We start from the raw sequence: 19,725 nt of genomic DNA, 5'->3' as shown, positions 1-19,725 counted from the left end.
CCAACGTGCCACGGTTTGCCAGCCAAGCTCAACGGTCAGATGGGCGATCTGGTTCCACAGGCTTGATCTATTTGGAGAAATCGCTGCGCACGATGCCGTGCCGCTGCAACTTGTCGTAGAAGGTCTTGCGCGGAATCCCCAGCGCCTCGATCGTGCGCCTGACGTCGCCGTCATTGCGGCCAAGCGTCTCGCGGATGATGTCGGCCTCGTAGCACTCCAGCCGCTCCGGCAACGGCATGGCGTCGTCCAGCTCCACAGGCGCGGCGGCCTGAGCCCTGCTGCCTTCCTCCAGACCAAGCACGAAGCGTTCGGCGAAATGCGCCAGTTCCCGCACATTGCCCGGCCAGTCGTGCTCCCTGAGATGGCGCTGGACTGCGGCCGGCACCGCCGGCACCGAACGCCGGAACCGCGTGGCCGCACGCTCGGCGAAGTAGCCGAACAGGAGAAGAATATCGTCGCGGCGCTCGCGCAGCGGCGGGATCGAGATCGTCACCACGTTGAGCCGATAGTAGAGGTCTTCGCGAAAGGCGCCGCGCTGGCTGGGATCGCCGAGATCGACCTTGGCGGCGGCGACGACGCGCAGGTCGACCGGCCGCACCTCATTGGTGCCGAGCGGCGTCACCTCGCGCATTTCCAGCACCCTGAGCATCTGCACCTGCGTCGACGGCGGCATGCTTTCGATCTCGTCGAGGAACAGCGTGCCGCCGCTGGCATGCTCGATGCGGCCGATCCGCTTCTTCTGCGCGCCGGTGAAGGCGCCGGCCTCGTGGCCGAACAACTCGCTCTCGATCACGGTCTCCGGCAGCGTGCCGCAATTCAGCGCGACGAAATTGCCCTTGGCGCGGCGGCTCCAGCTATGCAGCAGACTGGCCACCACCTCCTTGCCGGAACCGGTTTCGCCGGTCACCAGCACGTCGACATCGGTGTCGGCGATTTGCCTGAGCGTGCGGCGCAGCCTTTCCATCGCCGGCGTCTGGCCGATCAGCGGCAGGCCGTCCTGCGCCTGCTCGGCCGCCTCGCGCAAGGCTCGGTTCTCCATCACCAGCCGGCGCTTTTCCGCCGCGCGCCAGACACTTTGCGCCAGCCGGTCGGCGGCAAAAGGCTTGGTGATGAAGTCGTAGACACCGTCCCTGATCGCCTTGACGGCCATGGCGATGTCGCCGTGTCCGGTGATCAGGATCACCGGAATGTCCGGGTCCAGTTCCAGGATGCGGTCAAAAAGCTGCAGGCCGTCGATCTCCGGCATCCTGATGTCGGACACCACGACGCCGCTAAAACCGGCGTCGAGCTCGGCCAGCGCATCGGCCGCCGCCCTAAAGGCCGATACCGAAAACCCGGCCAACTCCAGCGTCTGCCTTGTGGCCTTCAGGAGATCGATGTCGTCATCGATCAGGACGACCGATGCGGGATCGTTGCTGGTCATGCTGCTTTCGCAAGATGGATGGTGAAACGGGTGCCGCGGTCGTCGCTCGCAACCTCGATGCGTCCGCCATAGTCGGCGACGATGTCCTTCGAAATGACGAGCCCGAGCCCGAGGCCTTTTTCCTTCGAAGTGTTGAACGGTGTGAACAGCGACTTGAGGATTTCGGGCGGAATGCCCGGCCCGTTGTCCGACACATTAACGGTCACGCCGTCAGCCGTTTCCTTGGCCGACACCTCAACCCTGGCGTTCTCGCGGCCGTCAAGCGCCTCCAGCGCATTCTGGAACAGGTTGATCAGCACCTGTTCGAGCCGGATCCGGTTGCCCTTCACCTTGAGGCCCGGCGGTGGTGGCGCGATATCAAGCGCGTCGAGCCGGCCGGCAAAGCGGCTTCGAAGCAGGACCACCGCACCTTCGATGACGCCGCGCAATTCGACAGGCTCGGCCGCAGTGCGGCCCTTGCGGGCAAAGGCTTTCAACTCCTCGGTGATGGTGCCGATGCGTTCCGTGAGTGCGGCGATGGCGCCGAGATTCTCTTCGGCCGGTACGGTCTGCTTCCTGTCGAGGAAGACGCGGGCATTGTCGGCATAGGCGCGGATCGTGGCGACCGGCTGGTTGATCTCATGCGCGACGCCGGCCGCGACCTGGCCGAGGATGGCCAGCCGGTTCGCCTGCACCAGCTCTTGCTGCACCACCTGCAGCTTCGCTTCTGTGCTGCGATGTCCGGTGATCTCGGCCTGCAGCCGGTCGCGGGCGCGGCTCAGATCCTCGGTGCGTTCGACGACGCGGCGTTCGAGCTCGATGCGTGCCGCCTGTTCGGCGGCGATCCGCATCTGGGCTGACTGCCGTCGCCACAACAGGTAGGCGGCAAGGCCAATGAGTGGACCGACAACGCCGAGTGCCAGAAGCCGCATTTCGCGCTGAGCCGCAGCAATCGGCGCCTCCACCGGAACGAGATAGTCGAGCCGCCACGGCGTCGATGCGATCGGGGTCGAGAGCCTGAGATATTCAGCTTCGCTGCCGCCCGGCGTGATGGCATGGACGAGCGCGATGTCGTCGCTCAAGGCTTGCGGCCGGTTGATCGGCAACGGCACCAGCGGCGCGTCGCCGAACTGCTGGGCGTTGCGGATTTCGCCAAGCACGGGTTGGCCAAGCGGTGCCGTTGTCATGAAGCGCCAGGACGGTACGCTGGTGATCAGCACGACGCCATGTTCGTCGCTAACATAGGCCGGGCGGTTCGCCTCATGCCAGTCGGCCTCGAGCTGGTCGAACTCCATCTTGACGACGACGACGCCGAGCGGTGCCGCGGCGCTGCCGACGCGGCGCGAAATGTAGAGGCCTGGACGCTTGCTGACATTGCCGAGCGCGAAATACTCAGCGGTTCCGGTCTGCATCGCACCGGAGAAATAGGCGCGGAAGCGATAGTCGTTGCCGACGAAGCTTGTCGGCTCGCGCCAGTTGCTGGAGGCGATGGCCAGGCCGTCAGTGCCGGTGACATAGAGCACCGAAGCCTTGGTGCCCGAGACCAGCCCTTCGAGCTTGCGGTTCAAAACGTCGATCGTCGCCGGGCTCCGCTCGGTCAGCGCGTCACGCACCTGCTGGTCTTCCGACAGCAGCAGCGGCAGCGCGCGCGGGTTTTCCAGCACCGCGCGCAGCAACGCGACCTTCAGATTGGCGTCGGTGCGCCCTTGCGCCGCCAGTGCCTGGATTTCGGTGCTGCGGCCATAGAGGCCGGCGCCGTAAAGAGCCGCCGCGGTGATCGCGAGTGCCACCGCCGCGAACAGCAGCCAGGCACGGCGCACCCGCTTGCCGAGTTGCTCGGGCGACGAAGACAGGACTTGAGCTGGGGCAGCGGCGGGGCGTTGCAGCATGGCCTATCTGTGCATGATTTCGCACAAAGCACAATTCGACTTATGCGGATGGCCGCACGTCGCGATATGGCGATGCATCGATCGGACACAAAATATTAAACAAAATCAAACGGAAGAGCTCACAAGCAGAAACTGGCACGCCTGTTGCAAACACCATTGCAGCAGCCGCGAGGCTGTTGGAGGTCAAACTGCCCCGGGAGGTCGAGCTTTCGATCGGGGCGCAATGGAGGACGTCATGCAGACAGCATTCGCTGCCGCCGAACCGCGCGGCAAAGTTCCCTTTTACCGGCATCTCTACGTGCAGGTGCTTACCGCAATCGCCGCCGGCATCCTGCTCGGCCATTTCTATCCCGAATTAGGCGCGTCGCTGAAGCCGCTCGGCGACGCCTTCATCAAGCTGGTCAAGATGGTGATCGCGCCGGTGATCTTCCTGACGGTCGCGACCGGCATCGCCGGCGTTTCCGATCTGCAGAAGGTCGGCCGCGTCGCCGGCAAGGCGATGATCTATTTCCTGTTCTTCTCTACGCTGGCGCTCGTCGTCGGCCTCGTCGTCTCCAACGTCGTCCAGCCCGGCGCCGGCATGCACATCAATCCGGCGACACTCGACGCCACCAAGGTGACGACCTTCACCGAGAAGGCGCATGACACGACCATCGTCGGCTTCCTGATGAACATCATCCCCGACACCATCACCGGCGCTTTCGCCAAGGGCGATATCCTGCAGGTGCTGTTCTTCTCGGTGCTGTTCGGCGTTTCTCTCGCCTTGGTCGGCGATCGCGGCCGCCCGGTGGTCGATTTCCTGCAGGCGCTGACCACGCCGATCTTCCGCCTCGTCGCCATCCTGATGAAGGCCGCGCCCATCGGTGCCTTCGGCGCCATGGCCTTCACCGTCGGCAAATACGGCATCGCCTCGATCGCCAACCTCGCCATGCTGATCGGCACCTTCTATCTGACTGCTTTCCTCTTCGTGATTGTGGTGCTCGGCGCCGTTGCCCGCTACAACGGCTTCTCGATCCTGGCGCTGATCCGCTACATCAAGGAAGAGCTGCTGCTCGTTCTCGGCACCTCGTCCTCGGAAGCGGCACTTCCCGGTCTGATGGCCAAGATGGAGCGCGCCGGCTGCAACCGCTCGGTGGTCGGCCTGGTCGTCCCGACCGGCTATTCCTTCAATCTCGACGGCACCAATATCTATATGACGCTGGCCGCCCTGTTCATTGCCCAGGCGACCGACACGCCGCTCACCTTTGGCGACCAGATCCTGCTCTTGCTCGTCGCCATGCTGAGCTCCAAGGGTGCTGCCGGCATCACCGGCGCCGGCTTCATCACGCTGGCCGCGACGCTCTCGGTCGTGCCTTCGGTGCCGGTCGCCGGCATGGCGCTGATCCTCGGTGTCGACCGTTTCATGTCGGAGTGCCGGGCGCTGACCAACTTCGTCGGCAACGCGGTGGCGACGATCGTCGTGGCGCGCTGGGAAGGCGAACTCGACCAGAGCAAGTTCGCCGCCGCGATGGCAGGCGATCTGCCGGAAGAGGCCGATCTCTCGCTGCCGGGCCTGCAGCCCGCCTGATCCTTCAAGGCCCAGACTCTGCAGGCCGCAGCCGGTCACCGGCTGCGGCCTGTTCTTTTCGCCGGCCGGCGCATAGGTTGATCTCAACCCGCCATGGCGAAAGGTCCGTGAATGAGCAGCGCGTTTCCCGAAATCTACCTGGTTCGCCACGGCGAGACGGAATGGAGCGCGTCGGGCAAGCACACAGGCCGCACCAACATACCCTTGACGGCAGCGGGTGAAGCCGCCGCACGCGGCGTGGCGGAGCGCCTCAAGGGCCTGTCGTTCCAGGCAGTCTGGTCGAGCCCCTCGCAGCGGGCCTACAACACCTGCACTCTGGCCGGCTTCGGCGCGACCGGCGTCAAGAAAGACGATCTGCAGGAATGGGACTATGGCGCCTATGAGGGGCTGACCACCAAACAGATCCTTGCCGCACGACCCGGTTGGAACGTGTTTCGCGACGGCTGTCCGGGCGGCGAGATGGCAGCGGATGTCGGCGCCAGGGCCGACCGGATCCTCGGCGGGCTACGCGCGGTCGGCGGCAACGTGCTGGTGTTTTCGAGCGCGCATTTCCTGCGGGTGCTTACGGCGCGCTGGCTCGGCCTGCCGCCGCAGGACGGCGCCTTGCTGGTGCTGGACACCGCAAGCCTCAGCACGCTCGGTTACGAGCACGACCTGACCGAGCCGGTGATCCGCAAGTGGAACCAGAAATAGCAGGCTGACGGCAGCCGCGTGCCCGTAGCTCAGTTCGCTAGCATCGCCCGTTCCTCGGGAGTGAGGTGCCGCGCCTTGCCCTTGGCGAGATCGCCGAGTTGCAAGTGTCCGATCGCCACCCGCACCAGCCGCAGCACCTCGACATCGAAGGCGCCGAGCAGCCTACGGATCTGGCGGTTGCGGCCCTCGTCGAGCACGATTTCCAGCCATGCCGTGCGGCCGCCGCTGCGCAGCATCTCGATCGAGCCGGCCGTCAGCAGCTCGTCGTCGACGACCGCGCCTTCGCGAAACCGCGCCAGCATCGCCTCGTCTGGCTGCGTGCCGATCTGCACGTGATAGGTCTTGGCGACATGCGAGGCGGGATCGAGCAGGCCATTTCCCCAATGCGTGTCGTTGGTCATCAACAGAAGGCCTTCGCTGGCCTTGTCGAGGCGGCCGACCGGCGACACGAAGGGCAGGTCGAGCCCCACCAGGCAGTCATAGACCGTACCGCGATCCTGCGGGTCGTCGCGCGTGGTGACCAGGCCGCGCGGCTTGTTGACCATCAGATAGACCTTGCGCTCGGCAACGACGCGCTCGCCGTCGACGGTGATGCGGTCGCGGCCGGGATCGACGCGCAGCGATCCGTTGCGCACCACTTTGCCGCCGACCCGCACCCGCCCCTCGGCAACCAGCACCTCGGCCTGCTTGCGCGAGCACAGCCCCAGCTTTGACAGCGCGCGGCAAAGGCTGACCCCGGCAGGAGGTGGTCGGCGGGCGATGTTGGGCGGCCGTGTCATGCGTTAGCAGGTGTTCTTCCCGGTGGTCGGCGACAGATGCCATGCGCGGCGATCGTTGCGCAACCCGCCCGGGCGTACCGCGAGAGCGCCGAGCGATTCCATGTCGCCAAGATTGTTGGCCGGTTCGGTCATCTTAAATGTTGACTATGAAAATCAGGTTTCATAGTCAGCTTGGCACCGGCGGCTGCAAGCCGGGTTTGTAGGATCGCGGCGCAGTGGGAGACCAGGATCGTGCCGGAGAATGACAGGCGGGCGGCCAGGTGCGGCAGCATGACCCGGCGCGGCGCGCTCGGGCTTTTCCTGCTGCCCTTCGCGGGCTCGCTTTCCGCCGCGCCGCGCCCCTTGCGCATCGTCTCACTGGACGCCGGGCTGACCGAGACCTTGCTGATGCTCGGCGTCAGGCCGGTCGCCATTGCCGACCGCGAAATCTGGGAGAAATGGGTGGTCGAGCCGCCGCTGGCGCCGGAGATTGCCGATGTCGGCACGCTGCTCGAGCCCAACCTCGAATTCCTGCAGCAATTGTGCCCGGATATCATCCTGGCCATCCCCTATCTGGATGGCATCAAGCCGCTGCTTGAGCGCGTCGCGCCGGTGACGACCATCGGCATCTACACCGAGGAGGGCCGACCCTATCAGCTTGCCGTCGAGGCGACCCGGCAGCTGGCGCGGCTTGTCGGCAAGGAGGAAGAAGGCGAAGCGCTGATTGCGGCGACTGAGGCCGGTTTCCTGGAGATCCGGCAGCAGCTTGCGCCGTTGTCGGCGCGGCCGCTCTACATCGTCAACTTCATGGATCCGCGGAATGTGCGTGTCTATGGCCGGCAGAGCCTGTTCCAGGATGTGTTCGATCGCATCGGCATCCGCAACGCCTGGACGGGCGACACCAACTATTGGGGCTTTGCCACGCTCGGTTTGGACGGCCTCGCGACGGCAAGCGATGCGCGGCTGGCCTATATGGAGCCCTTGCCCGAGGGCGCCGGCGGCACGCTGACCGAAAGCCCGGTCTGGAACGCCATGCCCTTCGTGCGCAACCGCTCGATAATGCGCCTGCCGGCCGTGCTGATGTTCGGCGCGCTGCCGTCCGCGGCCCGCTTCGCGCGCGTGCTGGCCAAGGCGATGACCGGGGATAACGCACATGGCTAACGACACTGCCGCCCTGGGTGGCAGGCGCGCCAGTGGGAGTTGGCCGCGCCGCCTATCCGCCGGCTTGCCGCTCGGCGCCATCCTGCTTTGCGTGGTACTCTCGGCCGCGGCGATCGCCGCCACGCTCTCCAATCTTGCCGTGCAATTGCCGCCGGCGCTCTGGCTCGATGCGCTCGGCACGCCCGATGTCGCGGATACACGGCTGGTGCTCGTCCACTATACCTTTCTGCCCCGGCTGGCCGTCAGCCTGCTCTGTGGCGCAGCACTTGGGCTCGCTGGAACTGTTCTGCAGCAGGTGCTGCGCAACCCTTTGGCCTCGCCGGAAACGGTCGGCGTCTCGGCCGGCGCCCATCTGGCGCTGGCGCTGGCGACGCTTGCCGCGCCGTCCTTGCTCGCCTTCGGCCGCGAATGGGTGGCGCTGGCCGGCGCCTTCGTCGCGATAGTCGCGGTTGTCGCTCTGTCTTGGCACAAGCGCCTGTCGCCGCTCTCCGTCGTGCTCGCCGGCCTGGTCGTCAGCCTCTATGCCGGCGCCATAGGCGCCGCCCTCATCGTGCTGCGCCATGAATGGCTGGCCAGCCTGTTCATCTGGGGCGCCGGCTCGCTCGGCCAGCAGGACTGGACGACGACGCTCTGGCTGCTGCCGCGCCTCGGTGCCGCTGCCGTCGCCATCGGCCTCATGGTCCGTCCACTGACCTTGCTCGGCCTTGAAGACGAAGGCGCCCGCAGCCTTGGCCTGCCGCTCGGCGTCTACCGTGTCGCCGGGCTAGGTGCTGCGGTAGCGCTCATTGCTTTCGTCGTTGCCGCCGTCGGCGTCATCGGCTTCGTCGGCCTGGCCGCCGCTACGCTCGCCCGCATCGGCGGTGCGCGCCGCCTCGGCCAGCGGCTGGTCATGGCGCCGTTTCTCGGCGCAGTGCTGCTCTGGGCCGCCGATCAGGGCGTACAATTGGCGACCGGACCGCAGGGCGACCTGTTGCCGACCGGCGCCATCACAGCACTTCTCGGCGCGCCGCTTCTGCTGTGGCTGCTGCCGCGCCTTGCGCTCGCCTCCGAAGCCCCGGCGCTGACCGCCGGGCATCTGCCCCGAAGCCGCCGGCCCGGCCTGGTGCTGGCGGCGCTCGGCCTGTCCTTGGTTGTACTGGTCGGGCTCGCCTTGCTGCTGGGGCCGGGGCCGCATGGCTGGAGTTTTGCTATAGGCGATCAACTGCAGCCCTTGCTGTCATGGCGCTGGCCCCGCGTCACTGCAGCGCTCGCCGCCGGTGCCATGCTGGCGCTGGCCGGGCTGATGATGCAGCGCCTGACCGGCAATCCGATGGCCAGCCCCGAAGTGCTCGGTATCAGCGCCGGGGCAGCACTTGGCATGGTGCTGGCGCTGTTTTTAGCCGCCGATCCCGGCCGCCCTGTCCAGACAGCCGCCGCCACCGCCGGCGCCTTCGCCGCCCTGCTGGTCACGCTGTCGCTCGGTCGCCGCGCCGCCTATGCGCCGGAGCGGCTGCTCTTGGCCGGCGTCGCTCTGACGGCGCTGTTCGACGCGCTGATCCTGGTGCTGACCGCCACCGGCGATCCGCGCGCCATGCTGCTGCTCAACTGGCTGACCGGCTCGACCTATGGCGTCGATGTCGGTTCGGCGTTGCTGACCTCGGCCATCGCGTTTTGCCTGTTCCTGCTCGCGCCCGTCTTCATCCGCTGGCTGGACATGCTGCCGCTCGGCGCGCCTGCCGTACAAAGCCTTGGCATCGACCTGCGCAAGGCGCGGCTGCTGGTGTTGCTGATGGTCGCCGCACTCACCGCCGCCTCGACCCTGATCGTCGGTCCACTGACCTTCATCGGCCTGATGGCGCCGCATCTCGCCCGCCGGCTTGGGCTGGCGCGCGCGCTGCCGCAGGCCCTGGGCGCGGTGCTGGCAGGCGCCCTGATCATGGTGGCCGCCGACTGGATCGGCCGCACCGCCATCTTCCCGCGCCAGATCCCGGCCGGCCTCGTCGCCACGCTGATCGGCGGCCCGGTGCTGATGTGGCTGCTGCGCCGCCGCTGACTCTTTTGCGCCTCGGGAGATCTCCATGTTCAAGTCGACGCCAGCCTTGATCGCCGACACCACGGTCCGCGATTTCGTTCCCGCCACGGGCGGCGAGCCCTGGCGAGTGTTCCTGCATGTGCCGCCCGGTGAAGCCCCCGAGGCCGGCTGGCCGGTCCTCTACATGACCGACGGCAACGCCGTCATCGGCACCGCCGTCGATGCGGTGCGCGCGCAATCAGGCTACCCCTCGGGCACCAATGTCGGCGCAGGCGTCATCGTCGCCATCGGCTATCCCGTCCCCGGCGCCTACGATCCGCTGCGGCGCTCCTGGGATCTCGGCCTGCCGCCCGGCAAGACCTATCCGCCTTTCCACGAAGGCGGCCCCGAGGTGCGGACCGGCGGTGCGGAACAATTCCTCGCCTTCATCGAGGATGAGCTGAAGTCGTTCGTGGCCAGCCGCGCCAGCATCGATGCTGACAGGCAGGCGCTCTACGGCCACTCCTTCGGCGGCCTGTTCGCGCTCTATGCCCTGTTCACCCGCCCGCGTGCCTTCCGCACCTGGATTGCGGCGAGCCCGGCGATCTACTGGGAAGACCGCGCCATCGACCGGTTTCTCGAAGCATTCGAGACCGCCGTCCCGGACGGCTTGAGCGCGCAAGTGATCCTCTCGGCCGGCGAATACGAGACCGAAAAACTGGCGCCGTTCCAGATCGGCGTCGCCGACGAGCAAAAGCGCCTGGAGCAGAAGAAAGTAACCCGCACCGACGAATTCGCCCGCGCAATGGCCGAGCGTCTAAACGCCATCCCCGGGCTCGCTGCCAGCTTCGAATTGCACGCCGGCGAAAACCACATGTCGATCCTGCCGGTGACGGTCAACCGCGCGGTGCAAGCGGCGTTTACTGTGCGACGGCAAACGTCCAATGCCGGCCCGACCAAGGCCCGCTAGGCTAGCAGCGTTTGCAAACGCGCTGCGATTGCTACCCGCCGCGAGCCGGTGGCAGTTCGAACATCGTAGCGCCATTCTCCTGGCCGCGTTCGACATAGCCGATGATCCGGAACCATTTGGCGACGTCGGCTCTCTGCAGCCAGCTGCGCGAGCGAATGGGGAGGTTGCCGGCGAGCGCCTGGATATGGCGAATGTGCCGCTTGCAGAAGCGGATGGTGGCGGCGCTGAAGAAACCCTCCTGCGCGGCAAACAGCGTATCAGCAGCGTCGCTATGTTCATGCCAGGCGATGATCGCCACCGTCTTTTCGCCCTCGACAAGGGCATGGGCACGGCCTTCCTTCAAATTCATCATCAGATTGTCGTAGGCGGCCTTGCTGTCCTTGCCGGCCGCCACATACTCGTCCGATATCCGTTTGGACAGACCGCGGAAAACACTCTCGAGATCGCCGACCGTAGCTGCACGTGCTCTCATTTCTCCTCCTGCAGCCCCGGCAGGCAGTTTGCCCTAGGAATAGGGGATCACCAAGCAAATCAAATCCGCCAATCGGCCGATGCGAGCAAAGGCGTTTCGCTTGGCGAGGCCGGCGAATGCGAGACGGAAGGGCTGGCGCCGTTCCAGATCGTCGCTGCGGACGAGAAAAAGCGCCTGGAGCAGAAGAAGCTGACGCGCGCTGACAAATTTCGCCCGCGCAATGGCCTAACGCCTCGACGCCATCCCCCGGTCTCAGCGTAGGAAACCGTTGGGAATCAAGGGTAGCCGGTCGCGCACCTTGTCCATCCGATGGCGCCAGTCCGGGGTGCAGGATTGGCTTACCTTGGCAGCGCTGAGGTGAACGTATCCGCCAACCTGGCGCTTGGGTTCGCGCAATCCTATCCGCCGGGCGAGCGAATCCAGGGCCGAACATCCTATGTCAGCTTGATCACTCTGCCTGCAGCGTCGAGGTGGCATCTGATTCGCGCCTGCCGGATCTCCGCGCCACCTTGCCTTGCATAATGTATGCGAACTGCAATCGGGGCCGAGACTGCGCCTCGGCTCAGACGGCGTAGGGACCCTGCGCTCATCGCACGTACATTCACGACACCAAACGGGATAGCGGCCAGCTCAATCGCCTCACGGCAGGCGCGAACCATTGCACCCGGCGTGCCCGGTATCGCTTCAATTGTCGTCACGGCCGATGAGCGACCGCTCCTGTAGGGCCAGAGGATGCGTGGCAGGACGATGGATTTTGGTACGCCTGCGGCCGCGGCCGCCGTGGCGGCGGGATCACTGGGGTTATCGCCTGGAGCGGCGCTTGCTGCGCTACTTTCGGACGAGGCGTCTTCCCCACTAAGTTGGCCGCTCGCTCCAACGCTCGCGCCGCCGAGTTGGCCGCTGGCTCCAACGCTTGCGCCGCCGAGTTGGCCGCTGGCTCCAACGCTTGCGCCGACCGAGCCGTTGCCAGTTCCGACCGAAGCTCCGGCGTCTGCTCCTCCTACGCTACCGACGTCCGCGCCAACACCGACTGACGCCCCGTTCTGGCCGACGCCCACACTGGCACCAACCCCGACATTGCCAGCCCGGGTGCCAACTCCCGCCTCGAGGGCCATGGCAGGCTCGATCGCGATCGCAATCGAGAAAGCGGCCGCGAGATATTTGCGCATCGCAATCCTCCGTTCCCCGGCTGTCATTGGCGGAATCCCTCAGCCGGCGGCCGGGTGGGAAGCAGCGCGTCTGGCAGCACGATCGTCATCAGCCGAGCGGCTCGCGACTTGCGCACTTCCGCGCTGCCAACTTCCTGCTGCCCCGAGTTGGGCGACGATCTGCGCTGAGACGCGCGCGCTCTCGCGCGATCGATGGGGCGTGCCTTTGCTGCGTTTTCGACATGCGAGGTGCGACGCTCAGCCGAGCGCTTAAGGGCGTCGATGTTCTTGCGTGCCGAAGCGAGGTCGCGGGCCAGGCCAATGGCCTTTTCGCGCTCCTGCTTCCACGCCTCCTTGAACGCCGTCAATTCCCCCTTTGCCGCGTCGCGTTCCCGCCGAACAGTTTCAAGATCGCTCGCAAGCGAGCTTGCTCTTTCGCGTTCCTGTGCGAGCGCCTCGCCAGCTTGCCTTGCTGCAGCTTCGGCAAGCTGCCGGCCCTGGATGGCGCCGGCCTGCGTTGCCGCTGCCAGCTTCGCGCTTGCCTCCAGCGCTTCGATGGACTGACGGGCCTCGGCAATATCACGCTCCAGGAGCGCGACCTTTCGGCGCTCCTCGTCAAGCGCCTGCCTTGTCCCGGCCAGAGACGCCTCAGCGGTATTGCGCGCCGCTTCGGCAAGCTGCCGGCCCTGGATGGCGCCGGCCTGCGTTGTCGCCGCCAGCTTCGCGCTTGCCTCCAGCACTTTGATGGACTGGCGGGCCTCCGCGATATCTCGCTCCAGGAGCCCGACCTTCCGGCGCTCCTCGTCGAGCGCCTGCTTCGTCCCGGCCAGAGACGCTTCCGCGGTATTGCGCGCCGCAACGGCCTCGGCAGCAAGTTCCTGGCGGGCATCGGCCAGTTCGCGGGGCAGATTTTCCTCATGCGCGCTGCTGGTCTTGATTGCATCGATATCCTTACGTGGCGTGAGGAAACTCTGTTCATTTGCTGCGCGTTCGCGTTCAGCCAGGTCGCGCTCCTCCTTTGCCAGGACTTGCAAGGCAAGCGCCTGGGCGCGAGCTGCCTCGAGTTCCATGCGAGCAGCGCTCAGACCACGCCTCAGTGCGTCGACCCAGGACTGCTCCCGCTCGAGGGCTCGCTTCTGTGCCGCCGCAGCAGGCTCCATCGGGATGCCACTCGGCTGCGAGACTTGGACGGGAGTGACGGGAGGTTTCGTTTCTGGCGGAACGAGTGCGATTGCCGCAGATCCAAACAGCACCAGGCAAATCGGAATGAAGGGCAGCGGGGCGGCGCCCGACTGTTTGCGGCGGTCATGAAGCAAAGCAGCTATTGTCGCGTGTGCTCGGTCAGGACATTGGCCGAGGGGCGTGGAAGCCCAGTTGGATCTCCGCCCGTGATCCATTGCGGATCCTCCATGGGTCGACCGCACTGGTGAAACGCTTGCCTGTGGCGTCAGAGTCGACGCAAACCCGAGTGCCCCGCGCGACCGCGCTAGGCAACCCTCAGGCATGTCATTCAAGCTATCAAAGGCATGTAGGGGCAGTAAGTACCGAATAAGGGTAGGGGGCTTCCCAATCTTCTCGAAACTGTCCGCACAGGGTCTCCTAAAGTATTAACTGCCATGGGCTTCGACGATCTCCCTGTACGGCACACACAATGGCAAACCCTCAGCTCCGACGATTGTCGAGGACATGCGCTGCGGTGGGCACGCCAAAAGCGTCGCCCGGCATCCTCACCAGGCTCCGCGATCCAATGCATTCCGGATCCTTGGAGTTGCTGATTGCGTCTGTGACCCGAAGAAGCCGATCACAGACGCCGCAGCCAGGGTCGCCAGCGCCGCCACCGTTCCTCCGCGATGAACTACGAGGCCGCGTTCGATCACAGCCACGCATCTTCCGAGCCGCCACACCTGCGGTTTGCAACATGGAAACAGGCATGGGTACACCGCACCTGATTACCAAAACCGTTGATTTTCTTGAGGGAAGTGATGGTGCCCAGAGGCGGATTCGAACCACCGACACGCGGATTTTCAGTCCGCTGCTCTACCAACTGAGCTATCTGGGCCTCGCCGGCAAACGAGATTTCGTTGACCGGATTTCAGGAAAGCGCCGTGGGCGCCCCTTGAAAGCGCGTGGGTTATAGCACGGGAATTCCACCTGTCCAGCGCTTAAGCGTTGATTTCCAGGGCAATTGCTTCGGGCAGATGATGGCGCCCTCGATACGTGTAATTGTCGCGGTCGACGCTGCCCCTCATCCGCCTGCCGGCACCTTCTCCCCGTAAACGGGGCGAAGGGGATTGGTCGCAGCGCCGGCGCCGAATAACTTACTTCGGCCCGTCCGTGTCCGGCTCTTCCTCGTCGTCGCGGGCCGAGATGACGTAGGCACCCTTCAGCCAGCGGTTGAGGTCGATGTCCTTGCAGCGCGTCGAGCAGAATGGATAGGTTTCGCGCGCCGAGGGCTTGCCGCATTCGGGGCAGGGGCGCTTCGGGCGCAGCGGCGTCACCTTGTCGTCCAGGCTCATGGCCGCGCGGTGAGCCAGCTGGTGTGCACCTTGAAGCCCTCGCCGGAAAGCAGCGCCACTGTCTCGTAGAGCGGCAAGCCGACGATGTTGGTGTAGGAGCCGACCAGCTTGACGACGAAGGAGCCGGCCAGGCCCTGCACAGCGTAGCCGCCGGCCTTGCCGCGCCATTCGCCGGAGGCGACATAGGCGTCGATCTCTTCGCGCGGCAGCCGCTTGAAGCGCACCCTGGTCTCGACCAGGCGCAGGCGTTGCTTGCCGCCCGGCGTGATCAGGCAGATGCCGGAATAGACCCGGTGCGAGCGGCCCGACAGCAAGCCGAGGCAATTCACGGCGTCGTCGAGCGTCTCGGCCTTGGGCAGGATGCGCCGCCCGACGGCCACCACCGTGTCGGCGGCGAGCACGAAGGCGGGCGCATGGTCGTCCTCGCTCTGCAGCGAGGCCAGCGCCTTCTCGGCCTTCTCCTTCGACAGCCGCTTGGCCAGCGAGCGCGGATGCTCGGCGCGCAGCGGCGTCTCGTCGACATCGGCCGGCAAGACGCGGTCCGGCTCGATGCCGGCCTGCTGCAAAAGCTCGATCCGGCGCGGCGAACCCGAAGCAAGCACCAGCTTCTGCAAAATGCTCATCGCGATTCCGGCAGGCTCTTGATCTTACTTGAAACGGTAGGTGATGCGGCCCTTGGTCAGGTCGTAGGGCGTCATCTCGACCAGGACCTTGTCGCCGGTCAACACGCGGATGCGGTTCTTGCGCATGCGGCCGGCCGTATGGGCGATGATTTCGTGTTCGTTTTCGAGCTTCACCCGGAACATCGCGTTGGGCAGCAATTCCGTCACGACACCCGGAAACTCGAGGACTTCTTCCTTCGGCATTCGATACCTTTGCTTGGATGGCAGTTCCAGCGCGCCGGCCGGAATTTGCGGCGGAACCTATATGATAATCGTGCGCTTGTGAACACGCTTAATCCGCGGCGTTTTTGGCCTGCGGCGCGAGGAAACGGCCGGATATCCGCGCCTTCAGCCGCTCGCGCACGTCGCGATAGGCAGCCATGATGTGCTCGCGCGTGCCGCCGGCGCCGGTCGGGTCCGGCATCGGCCAGTATTCGACGTCGACGGCGAGCGAGCGGGTGAGTTCGAGCGCGGCGTGGTGCGCTTCCGGCGCCAGCGTCACGATCAGGTCGAAATAGTCGTCCTCGAGGTCGTCCATGGTTCGCGGCTGCCGCTCGCCGAGCGTGAGACCTTCCTCGGCAAGCACCGCGTCGACGAAAGGGTCGCGCTCGCCGCCGCGCACGCCGGCCGAGGCGACGAAGGTGGCGGCCGGCAGCATGCGCCGCGCCAATTGCTCGGCCATCGGCGAGCGCACGGCGTTCATACCGCACAGGAACAGGATCGAACGGGGCAGAGGGGCAGGCAGTTCAGCCTCGCCAGTGCAGCACACAGACCAGCGTGAACAGCCGGCGCGCCGTGTCGAAATCGATGTCGATCTTGCCGGCAAGCCGGTCCATCAGCGTCTGCGAACCCTCATTGTGCAGCCCGCGCCGCCCCATGTCGATCGCCTCGATATGGCTGGGCGTCGAGGAGCGGATGGCGTCGTAGTAGCTTTCGCAGATCAAATAGTAATCCCTGACGATGCGCCGCAGCGGCGTCAGCGACAGGATGTGGGTGACGACGGCAGCACCGTCCTCGCGCGCCACCGCAAACACCAAGCGCGACTCGGCCAGCGACAGCTTCAGCCGGTAGGGCCCGGCGCCGTCGTCATTGACCGGCTGGAAGCTGTTTTCCTCGATCAGGTCGAAGATCGCCACCGCGCGCTCATGTTCGACGTCGGGCGTCGAACGGCCGATCGATTCGTCGAGTTCGACGTCGATCAGCCTGGCGCGGGTTCGATCGTAGTCAGACATGGTTGCTACATGTTCAGCCTGATGGCGACGGAACGTCCATGCGCATCCAGCCCCTCCGCCTTGGCCAGCGCGATCGCCGCGGGCGCCAGCGCCCGGAGCTGCTCCGGCCCGAGCTTCAGGGTCGAGGTACGCTTTACGAAATCGAGCACCGAAAGGCCTGAGGAAAAGCGGGCCGAACGCGCCGTTGGCAGCACATGGTTGGAGCCGCCGACATAGTCCCCGATGACCTCCGGCGTATGACGGCCGAGGAACACAGCACCCGCATTGCGCATCCTGGACAGAAAGGCTTCCGGCTCGTCGATGGCAAGCTCGACATGTTCGGCCGCGATGCGGTCGACCAGCGGCAACGAGGCCTCGATCGCCGGCACCAGGATCACCGCGCCGAAGTCGCGCCAGCTCGCCGCAGCCGTCTCGGCGCGCGGCAGGCTCTGCAACTGGCGCTCGACAGCCTGTTCGACTGCCCTGCCGAAAGCCGGATCGTCGGTGATCAGGATCGACTGCGCCGACACGTCATGCTCGGCCTGGGCCAAAAGGTCGGCGGCGATCCAGTCGGGATCGTTGCTGCCGTCGGCCACGACCAGCACTTCCGACGGTCCGGCGATCATGTCGATGCCGACGGTGCCGAACACCTGGCGCTTGGCGGCCGCGACATAGGCATTGCCAGGCCCGACGATCTTGGCGACCGGCCTGATCGTCTCGGTGCCATAGGCGAGTGCGGCGATCGCCTGCGCGCCGCCGACGCGGTAGATCTCGGACACGCCGGCAATATCAGCCGCCACCAGCACCAGCGGGTTGATGACGCCGCCGGGCGCCGGCACCACCATGACGATGCGCTCGACGCCCGCCACCTTGGCCGGCACGGCGTTCATCAGAACCGAGCTCGGGTAGCTCGCCGTGCCGCCCGGTACATAGAGCCCGACCGCTTCGATCGCCGTCCAGCGCGAGCCGAGCTCGACGCCGGCGGCATCGATATAGAGGTCGTCCTTCGGCTTCTGCCGCTCGTGATGGGAGCGGATGCGGTCGCGCGCGAAGCTCAGTGCCTCGATCGTCGCCGGATCGGCATCTGCATAAGCCTTGGTGATGTCGTCCCTGGAAACGGCAATGCCGAGCTTGTTCAGGTCGGCCTTGTCGAATTTCAGCGTGTAGTCGATCAGTGCCGCGTCGCCCTCGGCGCGCAGGCGCGCGATGATGGCGCGCACGGCGGCATCGACGTCCTCCGACACCTCCCGCTTGGTCAACAGGAAGGCGGCGAAACGCTGTTCGAAATCGGTTTCGGACTGGCGGAGCGTGATGGCCATCTGATGCGCTCAGGCCCTGTGCACGGGGCGCGAGGTTGCTTCCCAGGCGCCGCTAATGTCGGCAAGGCGGGCCTCGATGCACTCGACATCGAGCATGATCGTGCCACCGCCCGCAAAGATCAGTTCGACGATGCCGGCCGGCTTGCTGATTTCGACGAAGCTGATCGCCAGCAGCGACAGCACCTCGGCCGGTTTGTTTCGGGCAATGCCGTTGGTCTTGGCGCCGAGCACGCGGTCGAAATGCAGCACTGCCTGCCGCCGCTCATTGTGCTGGCGGAACAGGCCGGATTTCGCCTCCCAGACGAAGCGGTTCATGGTCAGCACGAAGCGCTTGGCCGCCGGCAGGAATTCAAGGTCGCCGACCTTCATCACAGCATCCTGGACATGGGCCGAGACGATGCTCAGATCCTGATCGTCGAGGGCGACAAGCTTGAGGGCATTCATGCGGATTTCGCACCTGAAAGTTGACTGTTCCGCCTTCTGTTAGAGCATGATCCCGAAAAGTGGAAACCGGTTTTCGGAAAAGATCATGCTCAGGCAGGAATCTGGAGGTCTTCCAGTCCGTCCGACCGCTCGCCAGGCCTTGCGAAAATCGCTTACCCGGAAATCCGCTCGATCACCGCGCCACAGCCCGAGAGCTTTTCCTCCAGCCGCTCGAAGCCGCGGTCGAGGTGATAGACGCGGTTGACCGTGGTCTCGCCTTCGGCCGCCAGGCCGGCAATCACCAGCGACACCGAGGCGCGCAGGTCTGTCGCCATCACGGGCGCGCCCTTAAGCTTCGACACACCGTCGACGATCGCCGTCTGGCCGGAGAGCGTGATGTGGGCGCCGAGCCGGGCGAGCTCCTGCACATGCATGAAGCGGTTTTCGAAGATCGTCTCGGTGATGCGCGACTTGCCCTTGGCCATGGTCATCAGGCCCATGAACTGCGCCTGCAAATCGGTCGGGAAAGCCGGGAAGGGCGCTGTCGTCACGTCGACCGGCGCAATGCCGGCGCCGTTGCGCCGCACGCGGATGCCGGAATTGGTTGGCGTGATCTCGGCACCGGTCTGGGCAATGACGTCAAGCGCGGTCTGCAACAGCTCGGGGCGGGCGCCCTCCAGCACGACGTCGCCGCCGGTCATTGCCACGGCCATGGCATAGGTGCCGGTCTCGATGCGGTCCGGAATGACCCGGACGCGGGCGCCGGACAGCACCTCGACGCCGTCGATGGTGATGGTTGGCGTGCCGGCGCCGGAAATCTTCGCGCCCATGGCGTTGAGGCAGTCGGCGAGATTGACGATCTCGGGCTCGCACGCGGCGTTCTCAAGCACCGTTTCACCCTTGGCCAGCGACGCCGCCATCATCAGCACATGGGTGGCGCCCACAGACACTTTCGGGAACACGTAGCGGTTGCCAACGAGGCGGCCGTTCTTGGTCTTGGCGATGACATAGCCGGTGTCGACGTCAAGATCGGCGCCCAACGCCTGCAGGCCTTCGAGGAACAGATCGACCGGGCGCGTGCCGATGGCGCAGCCGCCGGGCAGCGACACTTTCGCCTCGCCCATGCGCGCCAGCAGCGGCCCGATGACCCAGAAGGACGCACGCATCTTCGACACCAGCTCATAGGGCGCGGTGGTGTCGACGATGTTGCGGGCGGAGAAATTGATGGTGCGCGAATAGCCTTCCTGCTGCTTTTCACGGCGGCCGTTGACCGAATAGTCGACGCCGTGATTGCCGAGAATGCGGATCAGCTGCTCGACATCGGCCAGATGCGGCACGTTCTCCAACGTCAGCGTGTCGTCGGTGAGCAGCGAGGCGATCATCAGCGGAAGTGCTGCGTTTTTGGCGCCCGAAATCGGAATGCTTCCGGCAAGCTTGTTGCCGCCGACAATTCTGATGCGATCCATGGAAGAACGTCCCCTCGGCCGAAAGGCCGGTTTCAATCGTTTGAGTATCGGCCCGTCTAGACCATTGGCCGGCTTGGT

The 19,725-nt window shown here is 65.6% G+C and carries 19 protein-coding genes and 1 tRNA gene; 5 read left to right on the top strand and 15 right to left on the bottom strand.

The features are described from left to right. Positions 1–67: 67 nt before the first annotated feature. A complete protein-coding gene (locus tag AC1RUK_RS23720) occupies positions 68–1,423 on the bottom strand; it encodes a sigma-54-dependent transcriptional regulator (protein ID WP_481838702.1) in 1,356 nt (451 codons plus the stop codon). Continuing rightward, positions 1,420–3,291 carry a sensor histidine kinase gene (locus AC1RUK_RS23715; RefSeq protein ID WP_481838703.1) on the bottom strand — a complete coding sequence of 624 codons (1,872 nt, stop codon included), beginning with the start codon at positions 3,289–3,291 and terminating at the stop codon, positions 1,420–1,422. Before AC1RUK_RS23715 ends, AC1RUK_RS23720 begins: the two co-directional genes overlap by 4 nt. 235 nt (positions 3,292–3,526) lie before the next feature. Between AC1RUK_RS23715 and AC1RUK_RS23710 the strand changes: the two genes are divergently transcribed. Continuing rightward, a complete protein-coding gene (locus AC1RUK_RS23710) occupies positions 3,527–4,858 on the top strand; it encodes a dicarboxylate/amino acid:cation symporter (protein WP_436170795.1) in 1,332 nt (443 codons plus the stop codon). A 111-nt stretch (positions 4,859–4,969) separates the two neighbouring features. Further along, on the top strand, positions 4,970–5,551 hold the full coding sequence (locus AC1RUK_RS23705) for a histidine phosphatase family protein (RefSeq protein ID WP_436170796.1): 582 nt from the start codon (positions 4,970–4,972) through the stop codon (positions 5,549–5,551). A gap of 29 nt (positions 5,552–5,580) precedes the next feature. Here the strand turns inward: AC1RUK_RS23705 and AC1RUK_RS23700 are convergent, their stop codons facing one another. Beyond that, positions 5,581–6,330: a pseudouridine synthase gene (locus tag AC1RUK_RS23700; RefSeq protein WP_481838704.1), complete on the bottom strand. Its 750-nt coding sequence runs from the start codon at positions 6,328–6,330 to the stop codon at positions 5,581–5,583. A 3-nt stretch (positions 6,331–6,333) separates the two neighbouring features. Next, positions 6,334–6,462, bottom strand: coding sequence for a hypothetical protein (locus AC1RUK_RS23695; RefSeq protein ID WP_481838705.1), 129 nt, complete (start codon positions 6,460–6,462; stop codon positions 6,334–6,336). 138 nt (positions 6,463–6,600) lie between these two features. Here AC1RUK_RS23695 and AC1RUK_RS23690 point away from each other — a divergent pair, with 138 nt between their 5' ends. From AC1RUK_RS23690 to AC1RUK_RS23680, 3 genes are read left to right on the top strand one after another with little or no spacing between them, the layout of a single operon-like run. Further along, positions 6,601–7,470 (top strand): ABC transporter substrate-binding protein, encoded by an 870-nt coding sequence (locus AC1RUK_RS23690; protein WP_481838706.1) that lies wholly within the window; start codon positions 6,601–6,603, stop codon positions 7,468–7,470. Beyond that, positions 7,463–9,502 carry a Fe(3+)-hydroxamate ABC transporter permease FhuB gene (gene fhuB / locus AC1RUK_RS23685; protein WP_481838707.1) on the top strand — a complete coding sequence of 680 codons (2,040 nt, stop codon included), beginning with the start codon at positions 7,463–7,465 and terminating at the stop codon, positions 9,500–9,502. Before AC1RUK_RS23690 ends, fhuB begins: the two co-directional genes overlap by 8 nt. Before the next feature lie 25 nt (positions 9,503–9,527). Continuing rightward, positions 9,528–10,430 (top strand): alpha/beta hydrolase, encoded by a 903-nt coding sequence (locus AC1RUK_RS23680; protein WP_481838708.1) that lies wholly within the window; start codon positions 9,528–9,530, stop codon positions 10,428–10,430. A gap of 31 nt (positions 10,431–10,461) precedes the next feature. Here the strand turns inward: AC1RUK_RS23680 and AC1RUK_RS23675 are convergent, their stop codons facing one another. From AC1RUK_RS23675 to murA, 11 genes are all read right to left on the bottom strand, one after another. After that, on the bottom strand, positions 10,462–10,902 hold the full coding sequence (locus AC1RUK_RS23675; protein WP_481838709.1) for a hypothetical protein: 441 nt from the start codon (positions 10,900–10,902) through the stop codon (positions 10,462–10,464). Positions 10,903–12,094: 1,192 nt separating this feature from the next. After that, positions 12,095–13,210: a coiled-coil domain-containing protein gene (locus AC1RUK_RS23670; protein ID WP_481838710.1), complete on the bottom strand. Its 1,116-nt coding sequence runs from the start codon at positions 13,208–13,210 to the stop codon at positions 12,095–12,097. 823 nt (positions 13,211–14,033) lie between these two features. Beyond that, positions 14,034–14,109 (bottom strand) — tRNA-Phe (locus AC1RUK_RS23665). 259 nt (positions 14,110–14,368) lie between these two features. Next, positions 14,369–14,566, bottom strand: a complete 198-nt coding sequence (yacG, locus tag AC1RUK_RS23660; protein ID WP_120018472.1) for a DNA gyrase inhibitor YacG — start codon at positions 14,564–14,566, stop codon at positions 14,369–14,371. After that, the gene (locus tag AC1RUK_RS23655; RefSeq protein ID WP_436170802.1) at positions 14,563–15,189 is read right to left on the bottom strand and encodes a Maf-like protein; all 627 of its coding nucleotides are present in this window, start codon (positions 15,187–15,189) and stop codon (positions 14,563–14,565) included. The genes yacG and AC1RUK_RS23655 overlap by 4 nt, the downstream gene beginning before the upstream one ends. A gap of 24 nt (positions 15,190–15,213) precedes the next feature. Beyond that, complete coding sequence (gene infA, locus AC1RUK_RS23650; protein WP_006200926.1) at positions 15,214–15,432, bottom strand: translation initiation factor IF-1; 219 nt, start codon at positions 15,430–15,432, stop codon at positions 15,214–15,216. Between the two features lie 88 nt (positions 15,433–15,520). Then, positions 15,521–15,931, bottom strand: a complete 411-nt coding sequence (locus tag AC1RUK_RS23645) for an arsenate-mycothiol transferase ArsC (protein ID WP_481838711.1) — start codon at positions 15,929–15,931, stop codon at positions 15,521–15,523. A 43-nt stretch (positions 15,932–15,974) separates the two neighbouring features. Then, on the bottom strand, positions 15,975–16,460 hold the full coding sequence (locus tag AC1RUK_RS23640; protein WP_481838712.1) for a UPF0262 family protein: 486 nt from the start codon (positions 16,458–16,460) through the stop codon (positions 15,975–15,977). A 5-nt stretch (positions 16,461–16,465) separates the two neighbouring features. Further along, entirely contained in the window at positions 16,466–17,758 is a 1,293-nt protein-coding gene (gene hisD / locus AC1RUK_RS23635; RefSeq protein ID WP_481838713.1) for a histidinol dehydrogenase, read from the bottom strand. Between the two features lie 9 nt (positions 17,759–17,767). Next, a complete protein-coding gene (locus tag AC1RUK_RS23630; protein ID WP_436170805.1) occupies positions 17,768–18,202 on the bottom strand; it encodes a DUF2948 family protein in 435 nt (144 codons plus the stop codon). Positions 18,203–18,354: 152 nt separating this feature from the next. Further along, positions 18,355–19,647, bottom strand: coding sequence for a UDP-N-acetylglucosamine 1-carboxyvinyltransferase (murA, locus tag AC1RUK_RS23625; RefSeq protein ID WP_481838714.1), 1,293 nt, complete (start codon positions 19,645–19,647; stop codon positions 18,355–18,357). Positions 19,648–19,725: the final 78 nt, after the last annotated feature.

Source organism: Mesorhizobium monacense (genome assembly GCF_056781675.1).
The sequence above is the reverse complement of the archived record's forward strand: the minus strand, read 5'-3'. Positions and strand labels throughout refer to the sequence as shown.